The sequence below is a fragment of the Halomonas shantousis genome (genome assembly GCF_054654615.1).
In genome coordinates, this window is sequence record NZ_BAAIER010000002.1 from 733,707 (window position 1) to 753,318 (window position 19,612).

20 protein-coding genes are annotated in these 19,612 nt (G+C 64.1%); 4 read left to right on the forward strand and 16 right to left on the reverse strand.

The window, feature by feature from the left end; all coding sequences use genetic code 11:
• Positions 1-2 precede the first annotated feature (2 nt).
• Both hemF and aroE read left to right on the forward strand, forming a co-directional pair.
• Positions 3-941 carry an oxygen-dependent coproporphyrinogen oxidase gene (gene hemF, locus ACYQ12_RS04105; protein WP_459868118.1) on the forward strand — a complete coding sequence of 313 codons (939 nt, stop codon included), beginning with the start codon at positions 3-5 and terminating at the stop codon, positions 939-941.
• Positions 938-1,750 carry a shikimate dehydrogenase gene (aroE, locus tag ACYQ12_RS04110; RefSeq protein ID WP_459868121.1) on the forward strand — a complete coding sequence of 271 codons (813 nt, stop codon included), beginning with the start codon at positions 938-940 and terminating at the stop codon, positions 1,748-1,750. The genes hemF and aroE overlap by 4 nt, the downstream gene beginning before the upstream one ends.
• A gap of 23 nt (positions 1,751-1,773) precedes the next feature.
• On the opposite strand, the gene ACYQ12_RS04115 is transcribed toward aroE, so the two are convergent.
• A complete protein-coding gene (locus tag ACYQ12_RS04115; RefSeq protein WP_459868124.1) occupies positions 1,774-2,034 on the reverse strand; it encodes a hypothetical protein in 261 nt (86 codons plus the stop codon).
• A gap of 6 nt (positions 2,035-2,040) precedes the next feature.
• Complete coding sequence (locus tag ACYQ12_RS04120) at positions 2,041-2,859, reverse strand: M48 family metallopeptidase (protein WP_459868127.1); 819 nt, start codon at positions 2,857-2,859, stop codon at positions 2,041-2,043.
• A gap of 95 nt (positions 2,860-2,954) precedes the next feature.
• On the opposite strand from ACYQ12_RS04120, the gene ACYQ12_RS04125 reads away from it, so the two are divergent.
• Together ACYQ12_RS04125 and ACYQ12_RS04130 are read left to right on the forward strand one after the other, a co-directional pair.
• Positions 2,955-3,836, forward strand: a complete 882-nt coding sequence (locus ACYQ12_RS04125; protein WP_459868130.1) for an ATP-binding protein — start codon at positions 2,955-2,957, stop codon at positions 3,834-3,836.
• A gap of 116 nt (positions 3,837-3,952) precedes the next feature.
• Positions 3,953-5,575, forward strand: a complete 1,623-nt coding sequence (locus ACYQ12_RS04130; RefSeq protein WP_459868133.1) for a GGDEF domain-containing response regulator — start codon at positions 3,953-3,955, stop codon at positions 5,573-5,575.
• Between the two features lie 191 nt (positions 5,576-5,766).
• On the opposite strand, the gene der is transcribed toward ACYQ12_RS04130, so the two are convergent.
• The 14 genes from der to ACYQ12_RS04200 form a co-directional block, all read right to left on the reverse strand.
• Positions 5,767-7,170, reverse strand: coding sequence for a ribosome biogenesis GTPase Der (der, locus tag ACYQ12_RS04135; RefSeq protein ID WP_459868136.1), 1,404 nt, complete (start codon positions 7,168-7,170; stop codon positions 5,767-5,769).
• A 175-nt stretch (positions 7,171-7,345) separates the two neighbouring features.
• Positions 7,346-8,506 (reverse strand): outer membrane protein assembly factor BamB, encoded by a 1,161-nt coding sequence (gene bamB, locus ACYQ12_RS04140; protein ID WP_459868138.1) that lies wholly within the window; start codon positions 8,504-8,506, stop codon positions 7,346-7,348.
• Positions 8,506-9,159, reverse strand: a complete 654-nt coding sequence (locus ACYQ12_RS04145) for a YfgM family protein (protein WP_459868141.1) — start codon at positions 9,157-9,159, stop codon at positions 8,506-8,508. Before ACYQ12_RS04145 ends, bamB begins: the two co-directional genes overlap by 1 nt.
• Before the next feature lie 59 nt (positions 9,160-9,218).
• On the reverse strand, positions 9,219-10,505 hold the full coding sequence (gene hisS, locus ACYQ12_RS04150) for a histidine--tRNA ligase (RefSeq protein WP_459868144.1): 1,287 nt from the start codon (positions 10,503-10,505) through the stop codon (positions 9,219-9,221).
• Between the two features lie 49 nt (positions 10,506-10,554).
• The gene (ispG, locus tag ACYQ12_RS04155; protein WP_459868147.1) at positions 10,555-11,670 is read right to left on the reverse strand and encodes a flavodoxin-dependent (E)-4-hydroxy-3-methylbut-2-enyl-diphosphate synthase; all 1,116 of its coding nucleotides are present in this window, start codon (positions 11,668-11,670) and stop codon (positions 10,555-10,557) included.
• Positions 11,671-11,678: 8 nt separating this feature from the next.
• Positions 11,679-12,767: a RodZ domain-containing protein gene (locus ACYQ12_RS04160; RefSeq protein ID WP_459868150.1), complete on the reverse strand. Its 1,089-nt coding sequence runs from the start codon at positions 12,765-12,767 to the stop codon at positions 11,679-11,681.
• A gap of 39 nt (positions 12,768-12,806) precedes the next feature.
• Positions 12,807-13,544, reverse strand: coding sequence for a type IV pilus biogenesis/stability protein PilW (pilW, locus tag ACYQ12_RS04165; protein ID WP_459868153.1), 738 nt, complete (start codon positions 13,542-13,544; stop codon positions 12,807-12,809).
• A 156-nt stretch (positions 13,545-13,700) separates the two neighbouring features.
• Positions 13,701-14,828 carry a dual-specificity RNA methyltransferase RlmN gene (rlmN, locus tag ACYQ12_RS04170; protein WP_459868156.1) on the reverse strand — a complete coding sequence of 376 codons (1,128 nt, stop codon included), beginning with the start codon at positions 14,826-14,828 and terminating at the stop codon, positions 13,701-13,703.
• 111 nt (positions 14,829-14,939) lie between these two features.
• Positions 14,940-15,365: a nucleoside-diphosphate kinase gene (gene ndk, locus ACYQ12_RS04175; protein WP_459868159.1), complete on the reverse strand. Its 426-nt coding sequence runs from the start codon at positions 15,363-15,365 to the stop codon at positions 14,940-14,942.
• Between the two features lie 196 nt (positions 15,366-15,561).
• Positions 15,562-15,888 (reverse strand): HesB/IscA family protein, encoded by a 327-nt coding sequence (locus tag ACYQ12_RS04180; RefSeq protein WP_459868162.1) that lies wholly within the window; start codon positions 15,886-15,888, stop codon positions 15,562-15,564.
• Positions 15,889-15,939: 51 nt separating this feature from the next.
• Positions 15,940-17,088, reverse strand: a complete 1,149-nt coding sequence (locus ACYQ12_RS04185) for an aminotransferase class V-fold PLP-dependent enzyme (protein ID WP_459868165.1) — start codon at positions 17,086-17,088, stop codon at positions 15,940-15,942.
• Between the two features lie 67 nt (positions 17,089-17,155).
• Positions 17,156-17,623 (reverse strand): Rrf2 family transcriptional regulator, encoded by a 468-nt coding sequence (locus tag ACYQ12_RS04190; protein WP_459868168.1) that lies wholly within the window; start codon positions 17,621-17,623, stop codon positions 17,156-17,158.
• Between the two features lie 161 nt (positions 17,624-17,784).
• Complete coding sequence (gene cysE / locus ACYQ12_RS04195) at positions 17,785-18,666, reverse strand: serine O-acetyltransferase (protein ID WP_459868171.1); 882 nt, start codon at positions 18,664-18,666, stop codon at positions 17,785-17,787.
• A 127-nt stretch (positions 18,667-18,793) separates the two neighbouring features.
• On the reverse strand, positions 18,794-19,558 hold the full coding sequence (locus ACYQ12_RS04200) for an RNA methyltransferase (protein ID WP_459868174.1): 765 nt from the start codon (positions 19,556-19,558) through the stop codon (positions 18,794-18,796).
• Positions 19,559-19,612: the final 54 nt, after the last annotated feature.

Genomic DNA, 19,612 nt, shown 5'->3' on the forward strand with positions numbered 1-19,612 from the left:
CCGTGGCTCACGCCTATCTCGACGACGTCAAGACCTACCTGCTCGATCTGCAGGATCGCCTGTGCGATGCCCTGGCCGCAGAAGATGGCGGGATCTTTCACGAGGATGTCTGGGAGCGGCCGGCAGGCGGCGGGGGCCGTTCGCGAGTGATCGAGAACGGAGCGCTGTTCGAAAAGGGCGGCGTGAATTTCTCGCACGTCTTCGGCGAACAGCTGCCACCCTCGGCCACCGCGGCGAGACCGGAGCTGGCCGGGCGCAGTTTCCATGCCGTCGGCGTCTCCTGGGTCCTGCATCCGGAAAACCCGCATGTTCCCACCTCTCACGGCAACGTGCGCTTCTTCATTGCCGAGAAAGAGGGCGCCGCTCCGGTATGGTGGTTCGGTGGCGGGTTCGATCTGACGCCATTCTATCCGGTGTTCGAAGATGTGGTGCACTGGCACCGTGTGGCCCGGGATGCCTGCATGCCCTTCGGCGAGGAAGTCTATCCGCGGTTCAAGGCCTGGTGCGACGATTACTTCTACCTGCGTCATCGTGACGAGACGCGTGGCGTGGGCGGGCTGTTCTTCGACGATCTCAACGAAGGCGGTTTCGAGCGTTGTTTCGCCTTCCAGCGCGCGGTGGGCGATGCCTTTCTCGACGCCTATCTCCCCATCGTCAAGCGCCGCCGGACGACGCCCTTCGGTGAGCGCGAGCGGGCCTTTCAGGCCTATCGGCGCGGGCGCTACGTGGAATTCAATCTGGTCTGGGACCGCGGCACGCTGTTCGGCCTGCAGAGCGGCGGGCGAACCGAGTCCATTCTGATGTCGATGCCGCCGATGGCGCGCTGGCAGTACGGCTGGACGCCTGAGCCGGACAGTGCCGAGGCGCGGCTCTATGCCGGGTTCCTCAAGCCCCGGGACTGGCTGGACGAGGCCGACGACCTTCAACGGGAGGAATCATGAACGATCGCTATTGTGTGCTGGGCAATCCCGTCGGCCACTCCCTGTCGCCGCGCATTCATGCGGCCTTTGCCGAACAGGTCGGAGAGCACCTGAGCTACGAGGCCATCGAGGCGCCGCAAAATGACTTTGCCGGCGCTTGGCGGGAGTTCGTCGCCCATGGCGGCAAGGGGGCCAACGTGACCGTGCCGTTCAAGGAGGAGGCCTTCCGCCTGGCCGATGTGCTGAGCCCTCGGGCCCGATTGGCGGGGGCGGTGAATACCCTGTCACTGGGCAAGAATGGCGAGACCTACGGAGATACCACCGATGGGGTGGGATTGCTCCGCGATCTGAATGCGCATGCGGCACCGCTGGAGCGGGCACGTATCCTGATCCTGGGCGCTGGCGGTGCGGTGCGCGGTGTGCTGGAGCCGTTGCTGTCGATGCGTCCGGCCTCGCTGATGATCGCCAACCGTACTGCGTCGAAGGCGGAATATCTGGCCCAGTCCTTCGCCGACTTGGGGGAGGTGACCTGGGGCGGTTTCGATGAGGCGGTGGGAACCTTCGATCTGGTCATCAACGGGACCAGCGCCAGTCTGAACGGCGATCTGCCGCCCTTGCCCGACGATCTCTTCGCCGATGCGGCGCTGGCCTACGACATGATGTACGCCGCCGAGCCGACCGTCTTTCTCCAATGGGCAGCGGCTCGTGGGGCGCGTAGCGTGGATGGCTTGGGGATGCTGGTCGAGCAGGCGGCAGAGTCGTTCTACTTGTGGCGTCACGTCCGTCCCGATACGGCACCGGTCAGGGAGATGCTGCGCGCGGCGCTTTGAGCGTCATCCCCCTGAGGTCCGGTTCAGCGCCTCCTGACGAGGAAGCCGGCCATGCACATCACCAGGCCTAGGGCGGAGGTGAGCATGGCCGCGTTGACCAGCAGCGGATGGCGCTGGAAGAAGGAGCTGAACGGCTGGGGCGTCTCGACACAGACGCCGTGCAGATAGTCCCATTGACCGCCCTCGAAGAGGCAGGTCCGCACGGCGTTCAGCTCCCAGAAGTACAGGCCCAGCAGCAACAGCAGGGGAAACAGCAGCAGGGCGGTTCCGAGGCGGGTCAGCATGTCGGGTCAGGGCCTGCAGTCGGGACGTTTGCCGGCGCTCTTCGCCTGCTCATAGAGCGGCATGGCCTGATCCAGGCGGGCCTGGAGCTCCTCCATGCGCTGGCCGTGGCTGGGGTGGGTGGACATCCATACCGGCGGCTCGCCCTGACTGTTGGCCGACATGTTTTCCCATAGGGCCAGACTGGCCCGCGGGTCGAAGCCGGCCTCGGCCATCAGATCCAGGCCCACCAGGTCGGCCTCGCTCTCCTGCTTGCGCGAGAAGGGCAGGATCACGCCATACTGAGCGCCGGCACCGAGCAATCCCATGAGCTGTTCGCCCGCCGCGCCCTGCAGGCCGGCAGCGGATTGCAGGATCGAGAGTCCTGTCTGGGTGGCCGCCTGGGTCGAGACGCGCTCGTTGGCATGATTGGACAGAACGTGGGCGATTTCGTGACCGATGACCGCGGCCAGTTGATCCTGATTCTTGGCAACGTCGAGCAGTCCGCTGTTGACGCCGATGTAGCCGCCCGGCAGGGCGAAGGCGTTGGCGGAGTCCTCCTTGAAGACCTTGACCTCCCAGTTGTCGATGCCGTAGCTGGCCGGCACTTCGTTGGTGATGGCATGGGCCACGCACTGTACATAAGTGCTGGTGGGGCCGGTGACGACGGGAAGCTCTTGCTGATACTGGGCGAAGCTTTGCTGTCCCATCTGGCTGAGCTGCTCGTCGGAATAGAAGGCCAGCTGGTTGCGCCCCAGCGGCGAGCTCGAGCAGGCGACGAGTACCGCGCTAAGCGTGCCAACGCCGAGCAGCGATTTCCATTTTCCAAGGCGCGGTGTCCACTGCATTAGGTTCTCCTGGTGATCTGCTGGACCCAATATCCAAACCGCTCCAAGATACCCGGATACCCCACCGGGTCAACTACTGCCAAAAGGAGAATTCCATGGATGCCGAGCTGTCCCAGCGTCTTCGACGCCTGCTGGACCGTGTCGAGGGCTGGCTACCCCCCGAGCCGCCTGCCGTCGACTGGGAGCGGGATGTCGCGGCATTGTGGCAACGCCATGCGTTGGGAGGGCATCTGGTACCCGTGACGCCCCGAGACAGCGTGCGTCTGGAGGATCTGATCGGGGTCGAGCGCCAGAAGGCGGCGCTGCTGGGCAATACGCGCGCCTTCCTGAGCGGTCTGCCGGCCAATCACGCCCTGCTGTGGGGCGCGCGGGGCAGCGGCAAGTCTTCGATGGTCCGTGCGCTGCTCAACACGCTGGCCCCGGAGGGGCTGCGCCTGATCCAGGTCGATCGTCACGACCTGATCGGCCTGCCGGGGCTGGTGCAGCGCCTGCGTAATGATGCGCATCGCTTCGTGGTGTATTGCGACGACCTCTCCTTCGAGGGCAATGACGATGCCTACAAGGCGTTGAAAAGCGTGTTGGACGGTACGTTGACCGGTCCCCCCGAGAACGTGCTGCTGTATGCTACTTCCAACCGCCGTCATCTGTTGCCGGAGTCGATGGCCGACAATCAGGCGACCCAGCTCGTCGATGGCGAACTGCATCATGGCGATGCGGTGGAGGAGAAGGTGTCGCTGTCGGACCGCTTCGGCCTGTGGCTGGCGTTTCACCCTTTCGATCAGCAGGCTTTCCTGGCGGCTTGCCAGCACTGGGTCGCGTACCTGGATGGAGCGCAGAGCTGGGATGAACAAGCGCGAGCCGAGGCGCTACGCTACGCTGCCTTGCGCGGTGTGCGAAATGGCCGTGCCGCCTGGCAGTTCGCCTGCCAATGGACAGGCCTCAAGGGGCTCGACGCCCGGCGGACCGACCCACTGTAAGCCAACCATCACAAGACAGGTGACAACTGTCGTGACGTTAACAAAGCATGCATGTCAGCCATGCGAGAATGCAGGGACGTTCGATATGACGGGGCAGGTCGAAAGAGGGCGGGGACATGGATGATACGGAGTGGCAGCGGCGGCTGGCGAATATCCGGGCGAAGGCCTTCGAGAGTCTGCAGAGCGGCTTCCGGGGGGTCGCCCAGGTGACCGACATCCTCAGCCAGAGGACGACGCCTGCCGACAATGAATCCCTGGGCCGCCTGCGCCATGCTCTGTGCCGCATGACCGAGACGACCGAAGCGTTCGGATACTCGGAGCTGAGCGCGGATTGTCGGGAAATGGAAACCCAGGTGAAGCTGTGGCTCGACAGCGGCATCCCTCCGGCACCATACACGCTGGCGGCGCTTCACGAGCGGCTTAAAGGGCTTATCGCCCGGTTGGAAGTCAGCTCCGAGATGGCGGGCGGGACAAGAGACGCTAACGCCTCGAAGTATGAACCCTCCGCCCGCATCGCCGTGCTGGGCGCGAATGCCGATCAGGCGCAGATGCTGTGCGCTGCACTGAGTGGCTTCGGCTATGTCAGCCAGACCTTCCAGGACCCGGCGGCGCTGACGGCCTGGCGGCCCGATGTCATCATCGCCGACGACAATGGCACTGGCGTGACGCTTGCCGAGATTGGCCAGTTCTGCGACGCCCTCGAGCCGTTGCCGGCTCTGGTGATTCTGGGCCGTGCGGGCGATCACGACAGCCGGCTCGAGGCCGTGCGTGCCGGGGCCAAGGGGTTCTTTACCTATCCTGTCGACATCACGGCCCTGGAGAATCGTCTCAAGAATCTACTGGCCCAGCAGCAGCAAGCTCCCTATCGCGTTCTGATCATCGATGGCGATGCCGAGCATGCCGAACATCTGCGTCTGGTGCTGGCCGGCGCCAATGTCGAGTCCCGCATCGTCACGGATGTCCGGCAGACCCTCGGGGAATTGCGGGACTATCTGCCCGACCTCATCCTGATCGACATGCATCTCCCCGACTGTACGGGGCCCGAGCTGGCCCGGGTCATTCGCCTCGATGACGAGTGGCTGAAGGTGCCGCTGATCTATCTCTGCGAAGAGTCGGGGGCCCAACAGGCCTGGGCATTGTCGCAGGCGGGTGACGACGTGCTGGCCAAGCCGGTATCCGATACCACCTCGGTTGCAGTCGTCCTGGCCTGCGCGCAGCGCTCGCGCCAGCTCAGCGAAGCTCTGGTCCGCGATGGGCTGACAGGGCTGATGAAACGTTCGGTGATTCGCGAGCAGCTCGACATCGAGGTATCGCGCGCGCATCGCACCGGACGGCCGACCAGCGTGGTGATGCTCGATATCGACCGTTTCAAAGCCATCAACGACAACTATGGCCATGCGGCGGGCGACTACGTCATCCGCCTGCTCGCCAACTTGCTGCGTCAGCGGCTGCGTAAGGTCGATCACATCGGCCGCTACGGCGGGGAGGAGTTCGTGGCAATCCTGCCCGACTGTCTGCCCGAAGATGCCCGGCAGATATTCGACGAGATTCGAAGTAGATTCTGCGCTCTGGAATGCGTCGCCGGGGACCAGATCTTCCGTGCCAGCTTCAGTGCCGGTATCGCCTGTACCCGCGACTGGCCCGATGCGGATGCCGTGATCGAGGTGGCCGACATGGCGATGTACCAGGCCAAGATCGGAGGACGCAACCAGGTCCGCCTCTCCGAGGCCATTCACTGAAAGGCAGCACGCGACGATGCGGTGAGGCCCGGCGTTGCGCGGCATCAAAGCGCATCGCGCCTCTTGTTCTCGGGCGTGGATCTCGCTGCGACCGGCGCCGGCCGCAGCCGTTGGTGCATCGGAAACTGCCGGCGCAGGCGACCCTGCGCCGGCGCGACAGCGATTCAGGCAATATCTGGAGAGGCCGAGGCCTAGCGACGGTTCTTGCGCGCTTCGCGGGTACGGGAAAGCTGGCGGGCACGGGCCTTTTCCCGATCGCTGGCGTCGGCGTTGCTGTCGTAGGGGTTGTGTCCCGAGCGGAACTCGAAACGAATCGGAGTGCCCCGCACCTTGAGTACCTTGCGGAAGGTATTGATCAGGTAGCGCTTGTAAGCTTCCGGCAGGGCATCGGTCTGGTTGCCGTGAACGACGATGATCGGCGGATTGCTGCCCCCCTGGTGAGCCATGCGTAGCTTGATGCGCCGGCCATGCACCATCGGCGGCTGATGTTCGGTCACGGCATCCTGAAGCAGGGTCGTGAGACGGTTGGTCGACCAGTGACTGGTGGCGCTGGCGAAGGCCTTGTCGACCGAGGGGTACAGGTCGCCTACCGCCGTGCCGTGCAGTGCCGAGATGAAGTGCAGGTCGGCATAATCGGCAAATCCCAGGCGGCGCTTGATCTGGGCGCGCATCTTGTCGCGAGCCTCGCTCTCCAGCCCGTCCCACTTGTTGACGGCGAGCACCAGCGCGCGCCCCGTACTCAGTACATAGTCCAGCAGATGCAGGTCCTGCTCGACCAGACCGCTGCGCGCATCGAGCACCATGACGGCGACATGACACTCCTTGATCGCTTCCAGCGTCTTGATGATCGAGAACTTCTCGGCGACCTCGCGTACGTTCTTGCGCCGCCGCACGCCGGCGGTATCGATCAGCACGTAGGGCTTGCCGCGCCGCTCGAAGGGAATCTCGATGGCATCGCGGGTGGTACCGGCCTCGTCGAAGACCACCACGCGCTCCTCGCCGAGCAGCCGGTTGACCAGGGTCGACTTGCCGACGTTGGGACGTCCGATCACGCCGATACGGATGCCTCGGGCGCTGTCGGGGGGCGCATCGCCCTCCTCGCGCTCGGGAAAGGGGGCAAGCACTTCCTCGATCAGCGCCGTGACGTTGCGTCCGTGCTCGGCGGCGATCGGGCGCGGGTCGCCCAGCCCCAGTGTCCAGAAGTCCGCCACGGCGGCATTCTCTTCCAGACCGTCGGTCTTGTTGACTACCAGCCAGGTTTTCTTCTGGTTGACACGCAGGTGATTGGCGATGGCTTCGTCGGCCACGTTGAGCCCCGCACGGGCATCGACCAGAAACAGCACGATGTCGGCTTCATCGATGGCCAGCAGCGATTGTTCCGCCATGGCCGCGTCGATACCGGCTTCGTCACCACTGATGCCACCGGTGTCGATGACCGTGTAGAGCTTGTCGCCGAGTTTGCCGTTGCCGTACTTGCGATCGCGGGTCAGGCCGGGAAAGTCGGCCACCAGGGCATCGCGTGAGCGGGTCAGACGATTGAAAAGGGTCGATTTGCCGACGTTGGGTCGGCCGACCAGTGCAATGACGGGGTTCATGATATCTCGCAAGCCGGGATCGGAAGGGTTCAGCGTCTGGCTGACGTCGAGCGCCAAGCCGTACGATGCCGGTAAGGGTAACAACGATGTCTGGTGATTGATTCTAGCATTGGCCGCCGGTGCGGACCTAGCCGAATGGAGGGAAAGGGGCGGCGCCTGCCGGCGCCGCTGCGACTCAGTGGGCGGAAGAGAGCGTATAGGCCGCCAGCGAGCCGTCATTGGCAAGCGCATAGAGGCGTTGATCGTCGCTGAGTAGCGTCACGCTGATGCCGCTGCCGTCGAGGCGGTCACGACCCGTCAGCTCGCCGCTGCGGGCGTCGAGCAGATGGATGTAACCGGCATAGTCGCCCACGGCCAGGTTGCCGTCGATGAAGGCGGGCGCGGTCAGCTTGCGGCCTTCCAGCGCATCGGACTCCCACATGACACGACCGGAGTTGGCATCCAGCGCCAGTACGTGGCTGGCCTCGTTGACTGCAAACAGGTAGTCGCCGATGACCAGCGGCGTGAGATAGCTCGACTCCTCGCGATCCCACAGCACTTCGCCGGACGTGGCATCGATCGCCAGCAGACGTCCGTTGTAGCTGGTGACGAAGAGCCGGCCATCCTGGGCCAGGACAGGCTGGCCATCGAGATCGACGAGCTGATCGACTTCGGTACGTCCGCGCGGCACGGCAACACGCATGTCCCAGAGCGCCTGACCGCTGCGATTGTCCAGCGTGACCAGACGTCCATTGGCGAAGCCGGCAAAGGTGACCTGCTCGATGACACGGGGCGTCCCGGTACCGCGCAGCGTCAGGGCGGGCTGGGTGCTGGTGTAGACCCAGCGCTCCTCGCCGGAGAGACGATCGAGCGCGGTAACGGCGCCGTCGACGCTCTGGACGACCACCAACTGGCTGTTGATCTGCGGGGGCGCGAGCACCTCGCTGGAGACTCGGCGGCGCCAGACGATACTGCCGTCCTCACGGCTGATTGCCAGGACTTCGCCGTTACGCGTGCCCACGTAGAGGTTGTCGATGTCGCCGGAGAGGCCACTCGAAAACGGCGTATCGAAGCGGCTCTCCCACAGCGTGCTGCCCGTGCCGGCATCGATGGCGCGCAGCAGGCCGTCGGCATCCACGGCGTACAGAGTGTCATCGGCAATGAAGGGCACCAGAGGATAACGGGCCCGGCCCAGACCGCTGCCGATACCCTGCTCCCACTGGGTCTCGAGCTGTACGCTGGCCGAGAGATCCTGCAGCTCCTTGGGTGGGTACTGCGGTTCGACCTGACCGGCGCAGCCCGCCAGCAGGGTGGCAAGCGCGAAGGCTGCCGGCATGAGCAGATGAGTCAGTTTCATCAGGAGGCGTCCTCCGCACCCAGGTTGTCGAGCTTGAGCTGTACGCCGTAGATCGGCTGATCCTGCGCTTGTGCCTGCGCCAGGGCCTGCTGATAGGCCTGGCGGGCATCGTCCGGGCGATTCAGCGCACTGTAGGCGTCGCCACGCACGTCGGCCTGCTGGGCGGCGAGAGCCTCGGGGATGTCATTGTCGAGCGTGGCCAGTGCCGTCTCGGGGTTGCCGGCATCGATCTGCAGGCGAGCCAGGCTCAGGCGGGCGAGCCCTTGAAGATAGGGGCGGTCGCTCCGCTCGATCAGACTTTCGAGCGCTTCCCGGGCCGTATCGAAATCGCCACCGTCGATGGCGACGCGGGCTTCGATCAGCTCAGCCAGGTCGGCGTAGAGGGTCCCGCCATGTTCGTCATTGAGCGTCTTGGCCAGACGGCTCGCCTCGCGCAGGGCATCGTCGTCGCTATCCTGGGTGGAGAGCGTGAGCAGTTGCTGATAGCGCTGAGATGCCGCCTCGGCCTGGTTGGCTTGGTAGTTCTGCCACGCCTTCCAGGCAAAGACGCCGACGCATGCGATGACCACACCGGCAATCAGGGACTTGCCGTTGTCTTTCCACCAGCGCTTGATCGCGTCAAGCTGTTCTTCTTCGGTTCTAAGCTCCGCCACGGGCGGTCTCCTTTGACTTCATGATTTCAGCGGTGATGTACGACAGCGGACCGGCAACATTACCGGGCATGCAGCATGTCGCCAAGCCGCGCCGCGAGCGCATCGCGATCGAGCGTCTCCTGATCGCGCGACTCGCGCAGGAATTTCACGCCCACCTGGCGGTTGGCCACTTCCTCTTCGCCGAGAATCAATGCCAGCTGCGCACCACTCTTGTCGGCTTTCTTGATCTGGCTCTTGAAGCCGCCGCCGCCGCAATGCAGTTGCAGGCGCAGGGCGGGCATCTCGCCGCGTAGCTTCTCGGCGAGCAGCAGGGCCTCGCGTTCGGCGGTCTCGCCCAGCGCCAGCAGATAGATATCGGGGCCCTGGCGGGTTTCCTCCGGCACCAGTTCCAGCGTCTCGAGCAGCAGGATCAGACGTTCGATCCCCATGGCGAAGCCCACGGCAGGGGTGGTCTTGCCGCCGAGCTGCTCGACCAGGCCGTCGTAGCGACCACCGGCACACACCGTGCCCTGGCTGCCCAGTGCCGTGGTGGTCCATTCGAAGACGGTCCGCGAGTAGTAGTCCAGGCCGCGGACCAGGCGCGGATTGATGACGTAATCGATGCCTGCGGCATCGAGAATCGCCGTCAGCCGCTCGAAGTGCTCGCGCGACGCCGGGTCGATATGCTCCATCAGCTGTGGGGCGTCGTTGAGCATCGAAGCCATATCCGGATTCTTGGAGTCCAGAATACGCAGCGGGTTGCTGTGCAGGCGACGCTTCGAGTCTTCGTCGAGCACGTCGAGATGCTGCTCGAAATAGGCGACCAGCATGTCGCGGTAGGCGGCGCGCGCCTCGCTCGAGCCCAGCGAATTGAGCTCCAGGGTGACATGCTCGTAAAGTCCCAGTTCCTTCCACAGTCGCGCGGTGAGCAGGATCAGTTCGGCATCGATGTCGGGCCCTTCCATGCCGAAGGTTTCGACACCGACCTGATGGAACTGGCGGTAGCGCCCTTTCTGCGGCCGCTCGTGACGGAACATCGGGCCCTGATACCACAGCCGCTGGGTCTGGTTGTGCAGCAGGCCATTCTCGAGAGCGGCACGCACACAGCTGGCGGTGCCTTCAGGACGTAACGTCAGGCTGTCGCCGTTGCGGTCTTCGAAGGTGTACATCTCCTTCTCGACGATGTCGGTGACTTCGCCGATCGAGCGGGCGAACAGCGCGGTCTGCTCGACGATGGGCGTGCGGATCTCGCTGTAGCCGTAGCGCTGCATCAGCGCCTGAACCTGGCGTTCGAAGTATTGCCAGACGGGAGACTGGCCCGGCAGCAGGTCGTTCATGCCACGAATGGCCTGGATCTTCTTGCTCAACTGTCACTCCTGGCAGTCCGGGGCACGCAGCCCCGCCACAATGATGGAATCAACTCTCGCGGGTGATGACGTCCCGCTCGCGGGCCTGCTTTTCACGGACCTTCTCGCGGATCAGGGCCTCGAGATCATCGACGAGATGATCGTTGCGCAGCTTGCTGGCCGGTTTGCCGTCGATGTAGACGAGATTGTTGGGGCTGCCGCCGGTGAGGCCGATGTCGACCTCCTTGGCCTCGCCCGGGCCGTTGACGACGCAACCGATCACCGCGACATCCAGCGGCGTCATCACGTCCTCCAGACGCTCCTCGAGGGCGTTCATGGTGCTGATGACATCGAAATTCTGTCGTGAACAGCTGGGGCAGGCCACGAAATTGATGCCTTTGGCGCGCAGACGCAGGCTCTTGAGCATGTCGTAACCGACCTTGATCTCCTCGACCGGGTCGGCGGCCAGCGAGACGCGAATGGTATCGCCGATACCCTCCATCAGTAGCATGCCCAGACCGATCGAGGACTTGACGGTACCCGAGCGCAGCCCGCCGGCTTCGGTGATCCCCAGATGCAGCGGCTGCTCGATGCGGCTCGCCAGGTCGCGGTAGGCCGCGACGGCCATGAACACGTCGGAGGCCTTGACGCTGACCTTGAAGTCCTGGAAATCGAGACGCTCGAGATAGTCGATGTGGCGCATCGCGGACTCGACCAGTGCAGCAGGTGTCGGCTCGCCATACTTCTTCTGCAGATCCTTTTCCAGCGAGCCGGCGTTGACGCCGATGCGGATGGGAATGCCATGCTCGCGGGCTGCGCCCACCACCGCGCGTACACGGTCCTCGCGACCGATATTGCCGGGGTTGATGCGCAGACAGTCGACACCGAGCTCGGCGACGCGCAGCGCGATCTTGTAATCGAAGTGAATGTCGGCCACCAGCGGCACATCGACTTCGCGCTTGATGCGCCCGAATGCCTCGGCGGATTCCATGTCGGGTACCGAGACGCGCACGATATCGGCGCCGGCAGCTTCGAGGCGGCGGATCTGGGCCACAGTGGCCGCAACATCGGCCGTGGTGGTGTTGGTCATGCTCTGAACGGCGATCGGGGCGTCACCGCCCACGGCGACCTTGCCAACATGAATCTTCCGCGACTTGCGGCGGACGATCGGAGAGTGCATATGCATGGTGCGTGTCATTCTCCCAGTGTGAAGCGGGCGACGTTATTGCCGCCGGCACGGGACGTCAGATCGACGCGCTGGCCCTGATAGCGCAGCTCGACGCCGCTGGCGTTGCCGATGGTCAGGCGGAAGGGCGGTTCACCTTCTGCGCTGGCCTGGGTGCCGGCGCTCTGCAGACCGACAAAGATGCGCCGGTTGTTGGCATCGTAGATCTCGGTCCATGACTGTTCGTTGAAGGTCAGCGACAGCGTGCGCGTGTCCTCTGCCTCATCCTGCGCCGTGGCGGATGCCTCATCGGACGCCGCTGCCGAAGTGGCATCGCTCGGCGCCGAGGTGTTGTCCGACACTGGGGCACCACTCGGCGCGCTGACGCTACCAAGGTTGTCGGCGTTGGCCACGGTCGTGCCACTGTTCTCTGAAGTGCCCACCGCCGACGCAGTATCGCTGTCAGTGATCGATGCGGATGCGTTGCTGCCTTCGGCAATGGCGGAGTCGGCGGCGTGAACCGGCTCGCCGGCGCGTGCCTCGCTGGCGTCGGACTGGGCCTCGGAGGTCGGTTGCGAAGATCGCTCTGTCGGGATATCCGCGGCTTCTCCGCCTTCGGTAATGGTTTCGCCGTCGAGCGTATCGACCGAGACCGGCTCGGAGCGGCCGAGGCCGAACAGGTCGTTACCTTCACGGCTCTGCCACCACAAGAGAGTCAGGGCGATCAGGCCGAGGATCACCAGCAGCGTGACCAGCCTGAAGATCCAGGCGCCCACGCGTGACGGTCGACGGGAAGGTTGAACCGTGGATACCTTGCGTTCGCCGTCGCTGCGCCCATGCAGGGCATTATAGGCCTCGACCACCTCGCGTTCGTCGATGCCCAGCAGGCGCGCATAGGCGCGCAGATAACCACGACGATAGGCGACGATAGGGACCTGGTCGTAACGATCCTGCTCGAGGCCCGCCACCACGGCCGGGCGCAGATTGAGCTGCTCGGAGACGGTTTCGAGCGTCAGGCCCTGACGTTCGCGCTCACGCTTGAGCACGCTACCCGGCGGTTCCTGGGCAGAGGAGGCGGGAGGAACATTCTGTGGCAAGGATTCGTTGGTTTCGCTCATGAAGAGCATCCTTCTTTGTTCGGTGATCAGGGTCGCGCTTCAGGAGTCGCTTAGCTGCTTGAGGTAAAAGTGCGCCGTGGCATCATCGCCTTGCGCCTGAGCGATATCATGCGCCAGACGCAGGCTGTCTGGCGAGGTGCCGGCCAGGGTGAAATAGCGCTGAAGCTGCTCCCAGGCCTTGGCCTCGTTGCCCTGGGCATGTTCGAGCCGTGCCAGAATCAACAGGCTGCGGGTCTCGCGCGAGTCGAGAGCCTGGGCTCGCTCGAGGCTCCGGCGGGCGGCTTCGATGCGCCCCTGTTCGTATCGACACTGTCCCAGATTGGCGAACAGCCGGGCCCGGTTGGAGTACGACACGTCCTGCACTGCGTGCTCGAGCTGCTCACAGGCGGCATCCAGGCGCCCCTGATCGTAGAGAAACGCCGCATAGTTGTTGCGTGCCCGGGTATAGTCCGGCCTGTTTTCCAAGGCGCGCCGGAAGAAGGCATCGGCAAGCTCGCTCTCGTCCTGGCGCTGATAGAGCAGGGCCATTCCCTCGAGCGCTTCGGCGTCCCGGGGGCCGAGCGCCAGGGCATGCTCCAGTGCGTCCTGGGCCCGCGACAGATTGTTGCGCCTGAGATAGGCCAGACCCAGCTGCGTATAGGCGGCGACGGCATCGTCGTTGCTGGCCGTGCTGTAGGGGCCGCTGCCGTTGACCTGCGTGGCGCAGCCCGATAGCACCAGCACGGCGAACAGTACGGCGCTCAGCGAGCGTATCAGAGGTGAACGGCGACGCAACATGCGCTCCTCTCAACATTTCAGACCGTCAGCGGGTCTGGCCATGGGACCGGGCGGCACAAACGGATTGCATGAGCCAAACGGCATAAAATGCGCGTACCATCAAAGCGCCGCGTCCGGTCGAAGTCAAGGTGCTGCCTCGTCGACTCCGTCGATGCCTTAGTCGGCGTCGAGCTGGATCGACTGAATATAGCGCTCGTGACGACGCGTACGGTCCTTGACGCGCCCCACCAGCTGTCCGCAGGCGGCATCGATGTCGTCGCCGCGCGTGGTACGGATCGGCGCGGTATAGCCCAACTCGTAGAGCCACTGTTGAAAGCGCATGACCTGATTGCGAGAAGGTTTCTCGTATCCTGAATGCGGGAACGGGTTGAAGGGAATCAGGTTGATCTTGCAGGGCAGATCGCGCAGCAGTTCAGCCAACTGCTCGGCATGCTCCTGCTGATCGTTGACGTCCTTGATCAGGGTGTACTCGATGGTCACCATGCGCGTGTCGTCGCACTTGGACAGGTAGCGGCGGCAGGCGTCGAGCAGGGTCTGGATGTTGTACTTGCGATTGAGCGGCACCAGCTCGTTGCGCAACTCGTCATTGGCGGCATGCAGCGAGATGGCCAGGCTCACGTCGAGTTCGTCACCAAGGCGGTCGAGCATCGGCACCACGCCGGAGGTCGACAGCGTGACCCGGCGCTTCGACAGGCCATAGCCGTTGTCGTCGAGCATCAGCTTCATGGACGGCACGACATTGTCGTAGTTGAGCAGCGGTTCGCCCATGCCCATCATCACCACGTTGGTGACGGGGCGATTGGCGGTATCGCGGCGTGGTCCCACGCTGCGCTGCGCCACCCAGACCTGACCGATGATCTCGGCACTGGTCAGGTTGCGCTGAAAGCCCTGCTTGCCGGTGGAGCAGAAGCTGCAGTCCAGCGAACAGCCGACCTGGGAGGAGACGCACAAGGTGCGACGGTTGCCATTCTCCGACGGAATCAGCACCGTCTCCACATAACTGCCGTCCTCGACTTCCAGCACCCACTTGCGGGTGCCGTCGCTCGAGGTGCCTTCATAGACCACACCGGGCCCGCGGATTTCGGCGACTTCGGCCAGCCGGGTGCGCAGTGCCTTGGAGAGGTTGGTCATGGCGTCGAAATCATCACAGCCTTCGTGATGGATCCACTTCATCACCTGAGCGGCGCGAAATTTCTTCTCGCCGATGGCAACGAAGAAGGCTTCCATCTGCTCACGAGACATGCCGAGCAGATTGGTGCGAGGGGTGTGGGTGGTGGCGGTCATAGTGGTCTACTGATCGGTAGGGCAGGGAGGGAGACGCCCGAGCGGCAGGCCCCGATTCGTGGCATGAATCAGGGCCTGTCTCAAACGCGGTTCACGGAGGTGAACGGCGTCTTAGCGCGGGCAGATCTCGTCGCTGCTGAAGAAGTAGGCGATTTCGCGCTCGGCGGAAGCCGGGGAGTCGGAGCCATGCACGGCATTGGCATCGATGGACTCGGCGAAATCGGCGCGGATGGTACCGGGAGCGGCTTCCTTGGGATTGGTGGCGCCCATCAGGTCGCGGTTCTTGGCAATGGCGTCATCCCCTTCGAGAACCTGAACCATCACCGGGCCGGAGGTCATGAAACCGACCAGCTCGCCGAAGAAGCCGCGCTCCTTGTGCTCGGCGTAGAAACCTTCGGCCTGCTCCTTGGAGAGATGCAGCATCTTGGCGCCTACGATCGAGAGGCCAGCCTTCTCGAAGCGGGTATAGATCTCGCCGATGACGTTCTTGGCGACGGCATCGGGCTTGATGATGGACAGGGTACGCTCGTTGGCCATGATGAATCTCTCCGTGGCAATGAATCAGGATTGAGAGTGAGACAGCAACGCGCCGCTCGTGGCGACGCGTTGGGGGACGATGTGGCGTGAGCCGGAAGGCCGCCGCCGAAAAATCGCCGTAGTATAGCGTGTCAGGCCCTGATGCGCATCCGCTGCAGGTATTCCCTCGTGCGATGTCCTATGCGGTGACTCGGCATCAGACGCTGAAGCTTTCACCGCAGCCGCACTGGTCCTTGACGTTGGGGTTGTTGAAGCGGAAGAAGCGATTGAGCCCCTCGGAGACATAATCGACCTCGGAACCATCGAGAATGTTCAACGCTTCCTGATCGACGAAGACCTTGACGCCGTGATCCTCGAACATCTCCTCGTTGTCCTTGGGCTCGTCGGCGACATCCAGTACATAGCTGTAGCCGGAGCAGCCGCTGGGCTTGACGGCGACACGCAGCCCCAGACCATGTCCACGCTCGTCGAGCACGTGGCGAATCTGCTGGGCGGCGGCACTGGTAATCGAAATATGGGCCATGGGGCCTCCTCCCTGGGTCATGGATGCAGTGTGCATCGCTGACATGAGTGATTACTGGCGCAGAACGGTCAAGGCGTGCGTCAACTCAGCGAGCGCCGTGTCGATCTCGCTCTCGTCGGTGAACCGGCCGAAGCTGAAACGGATCGAAGCCAGGGCTCTCGCCCGGGGTACGCCGAGCGCCTGCAGTACATAGGATGGCTCGACACTGGCCGAGTTGCACGCCGAGCCGGTGGACACCGCCAGACCGCGCAGCGCCATGAGCAGCGACTCGCCATCCACGCCATCGAACGCCAGATTGAGAATATTGGGCACCGAGACGGCTATCTCCGTGTTGCGGTGAATACCGTCGAACCCGGCGAGTCCCGCCAGAAAGCGCTCACGCAATGCGGTGATACGGGCATTGTCGGCGTCACGCTCGGTCTCGGCCAGGGCAAAGGCTTCGCCCATACCGACAATCTGATGGGTGGGCAGTGTGCCCGAGCGCATGCCGCGCTCGTGTCCGCCGCCATGAATCAGGGCCTCGACGCGAATGTCGGGGCTGCGCCTGACGAACAGCGCGCCAATGCCCTTGGGACCGTAGGTCTTGTGGGCCGACAGTGACATCAGATCGATGCCCTGGCGGGCGACATCGAGGACGATCTTGCCGGTGGCCTGGGCGGCATCCACGTGGAAGACCGCTCCCTGGGCATGCGCGACCTCGGCCAGTCCAGCGAGATCATTGATCGCGCCGATCTCGTTGTTCACCGCCATCAGCGACACCAGCACGGTATCGCCTCGCATCGCCTCGCGAAGCTGCTCGGGCGTTATCCGGCCGTCGGCGCCGGGCGTCAGCCAGGTCACCTCGAATCCTTCGGCTTCCAGCGCCGTGGCCGTGTCGATGATCGCCTTGTGCTCGATGCGCGAGGTCACCAGATGACGGCCCCTGGCACGGTTGGCGCGCATGAAGCCGATCAGGGCGAGGTTATCCGCCTCGGTCGCGCCGGAGGTCCAGACGATTTCACGCGGGTCGGCGCCAATCAGGTCGGCGACCTGACGGCGGGCGCTCTCCACGGCCTGTTCGGCCAGCCAGCCCGGCATATGACTGCGCGAGGCCGGGTTGGCAAAGACGCCGTCCAGGGTCAGGTGGCGCATCATGCGCTCGGCGACACGAGGATCGACGGGCGTGGTGGCGGCGTAATCGAGGTAGGCGGGTGCGGTCATGAGCGTGGCGTCGTCGTGTTGAGAGCGGGAAAGCCGGGCGGCACTGCGTCGTATCGCGCTGGCATGGCTATTGCGAAGCAATGGTGATGTTGCTGTCGGCCCGCTGACGTTGCCGCTCGGCCACGGTGCGTACCTCATGGCGCGTGACGAGATCTTCCAGCGTGATGCCGTCGAGGAAGCCGTGGATTTCGTCGGACAGTTCGCGCCACAGATGGTGGGTCAGACAGGTATCGCCCTGCTGACAATCCGAGAGCCCCTGACAGCGCGTCGCATCCACCGATTCGTCGACGGCATCGATCACGCCGGCGACCGAAATACACTCGGGCGGCTGGCCGAGCAGATAGCCGCCGCCCGGACCGCGAACGCTTCTGACCAGCCGGGCACGCCGCAATCGGGCGAACAGCTGTTCCAGGTAAGACAGCGATATCGCCTGGCGTCTGGAAATATCAGCCAGACTGATCGGCCCCTGCTCGGTGTGCAGCGCCAGGTCCAGAATGGCGGTGACGGCGTAGCGTCCCTTGGTGGTCAAGCGCATAGAGTATCGGTCTGGACAATCGGATGGATCATGTAATGCACCACGCGCTGCCGGCGAACACATGAACGTATGGGAGCGCCTGCGGCATGTGCGATGCGAGCATTATGGAAAAACCTAGTATTACGGTCAACCATTCGTCCGGCCTGCCGGGGGGTCCTGTTTCATTTGGCGCGTCTTGTGGAAGTCTCGTCCGGCTGACGGTCGACGTCGGGCGCCGGTCCGTCCTCCGAGCCGTCGGCCTTCGCTGCGCCAATCGGCGGGCAGGGCTCTTCGAGAACGTCGGCGAAATCCTCTTCGCGCAATTCCGGTAACTGCCCGGCACGGTAGCCGGCGTCGAGCTTGCGCAGCGTCATGCACATCTGCTCGATGCGCTGGTCCACGGCATGCATGTGATCGAGCATGGCCTGCAGTGAGCGTGCCATGGGATCGGGCATGTCCTGGCTGATGCCATAGGCATCGAAGCCGAACTTCTGACGCATGGCCTCGCGGCGCTCCGGATCGACATCCAGTGCCTCCTCGCTGTCCGGCTCGGCACGCTTGACGATCTTGCCCGGAATGCCGACCACCGTGGCACCGGCGGGTACGGCCTTGGTGACCACGGCATTGGAACCGATCTTGGCACCCTGGCCCACAATGAAGGGGCCGAGGATCTTGGCGCCCGCGCCGACGATCACGCCATCCTCCAGCGTGGGATGGCGCTTGCCCTTGTGCCAACTGGTGCCGCCCAAGGTCACGCCGTGATAGAGCGTGACATCGTTGCCGATCTCGGCAGTTTCGCCTATCACGACCCCCATGCCATGGTCGATGAAGAAGCGTCGCCCGATCGTGGCGCCGGGATGGATCTCGATGCCGGTGAACCAGCGGGCCAGCGTCGACAGCGTGCGTGCCAGCCACTTGAGATTACGCTGCCACAGCCAGTGGCTGACGTGATGAATCAGCAGCGCATGCAGACCGGGATAGTTGGTCAGGACCTCGAAGAAGTTGCGTGCCGCCGGGTCTCGCGCAAACACGCTATCGATATCTTCGCGTAGTCGATCAAACATGGAAGTGTCCTTGTCTTGCGTCAGCCGCTGGACGCTCGCGAGCGGTGGTATGGCAGTGCGGCTGTTCGGGCCGGCTGGACATTATTGGGGCGCAGGTGGAACCCTGCAAGCCGCGACGCACGATCACTCATTCACGGGGCGCGGGGCGGTGAGTGCGCTTGTTCACCGCCGTCAGAATGCCGCGCAGGATGTTCATCTCCATGCTGTCGAGGCGCGAGCGCAGGAACAGGCGGCGCAGGCGTGACATCAACTGTCGGGGATTGGCGGGGTCGTGGAAGTCGATCTCGATCAGGGTGCGCTCGAGATGAGCGAAGAAGCGCTCGAGGTCTTCATGGCTGGCCGGAGGATTGTCCCACTCCACGCCGAAGGGGTATGACGACGCGTCGTCACGGCAGTCGGCCAGCCAGGCCTGACGGCATTCGTAGGCCAGCACCTGCACGGCTGCGGCAAGATTGAGCGAGCTGAAGTCGGGATTGGTGGGAATATGCACGTGCTGGTGGCAGCGCTGCAGCTCGGCATTGCTCAGCCCCGTATCCTCACGGCCGAAGACGAGGGCGATCCGGGCATTGTCCGGCACCAGTTCGGCGGGCAGGCGCTCGCCGAGCTCGCGCGGCGTCAGCATCGGCCAGGGCAGGTGGCGCGAGCGGGCACTGGCGCCGACCACCATCGTGCAGTCGGCGACGGCCTCCTCGAGGTGGGTGTATTCGCGGGCCTGGTCGACGAGCGCATCGGCGCCCGACGCGCGCGAGTAGGCCTCGGGACTTCGCGGAGTGCAGCGTGGCGCCACCAGGGCGAGATCCGTCAGGCCCATGTTCTGCATGGCACGGGCAGCGCCGCCGATGTTGCCGGGATGGCTGGTGCCGATAAGCACGATACGGATGCGGTCGAGCATAACAATCGCCGAGTGGAAAAGGGGCGTAAAGTTTACCACGATGCATACGGGTGT

Coding starts and splice junctions, on each gene's coding strand:
- rlmN (WP_459868156.1), bottom strand. CDS start 14,828: ATGACCGCCACCACCCACACCCCTCGCACCAATCTGCTCGGCATGTCT.
- bamB (WP_459868138.1), bottom strand. CDS start 8,506: ATGAAACTGACTCATCTGCTCATGCCGGCAGCCTTCGCGCTTGCCACC.
- ACYQ12_RS04130 (WP_459868133.1), top strand. CDS start 3,953: ATGGATGATACGGAGTGGCAGCGGCGGCTGGCGAATATCCGGGCGAAG.
- der (WP_459868136.1), bottom strand. CDS start 7,170: ATGAACCCCGTCATTGCACTGGTCGGCCGACCCAACGTCGGCAAATCG.
- ispG (WP_459868147.1), bottom strand. CDS start 11,670: ATGCATATGCACTCTCCGATCGTCCGCCGCAAGTCGCGGAAGATTCAT.
- ACYQ12_RS04115 (WP_459868124.1), bottom strand. CDS start 2,034: ATGCTGACCCGCCTCGGAACCGCCCTGCTGCTGTTTCCCCTGCTGTTG.
- ndk (WP_459868159.1), bottom strand. CDS start 15,365: ATGGCCAACGAGCGTACCCTGTCCATCATCAAGCCCGATGCCGTCGCC.
- ACYQ12_RS04185 (WP_459868165.1), bottom strand. CDS start 17,088: ATGACCGCACCCGCCTACCTCGATTACGCCGCCACCACGCCCGTCGAT.
- ACYQ12_RS04180 (WP_459868162.1), bottom strand. CDS start 15,888: ATGGCCCATATTTCGATTACCAGTGCCGCCGCCCAGCAGATTCGCCAC.
- ACYQ12_RS04200 (WP_459868174.1), bottom strand. CDS start 19,558: ATGCTCGACCGCATCCGTATCGTGCTTATCGGCACCAGCCATCCCGGC.
- ACYQ12_RS04120 (WP_459868127.1), bottom strand. CDS start 2,859: ATGCAGTGGACACCGCGCCTTGGAAAATGGAAATCGCTGCTCGGCGTT.
- ACYQ12_RS04125 (WP_459868130.1), top strand. CDS start 2,955: ATGGATGCCGAGCTGTCCCAGCGTCTTCGACGCCTGCTGGACCGTGTC.
- ACYQ12_RS04190 (WP_459868168.1), bottom strand. CDS start 17,623: ATGCGCTTGACCACCAAGGGACGCTACGCCGTCACCGCCATTCTGGAC.
- ACYQ12_RS04160 (WP_459868150.1), bottom strand. CDS start 12,767: ATGAGCGAAACCAACGAATCCTTGCCACAGAATGTTCCTCCCGCCTCC.
- aroE (WP_459868121.1), top strand. CDS start 938: ATGAACGATCGCTATTGTGTGCTGGGCAATCCCGTCGGCCACTCCCTG.
- pilW (WP_459868153.1), bottom strand. CDS start 13,544: ATGTTGCGTCGCCGTTCACCTCTGATACGCTCGCTGAGCGCCGTACTG.
- cysE (WP_459868171.1), bottom strand. CDS start 18,666: ATGTTTGATCGACTACGCGAAGATATCGATAGCGTGTTTGCGCGAGAC.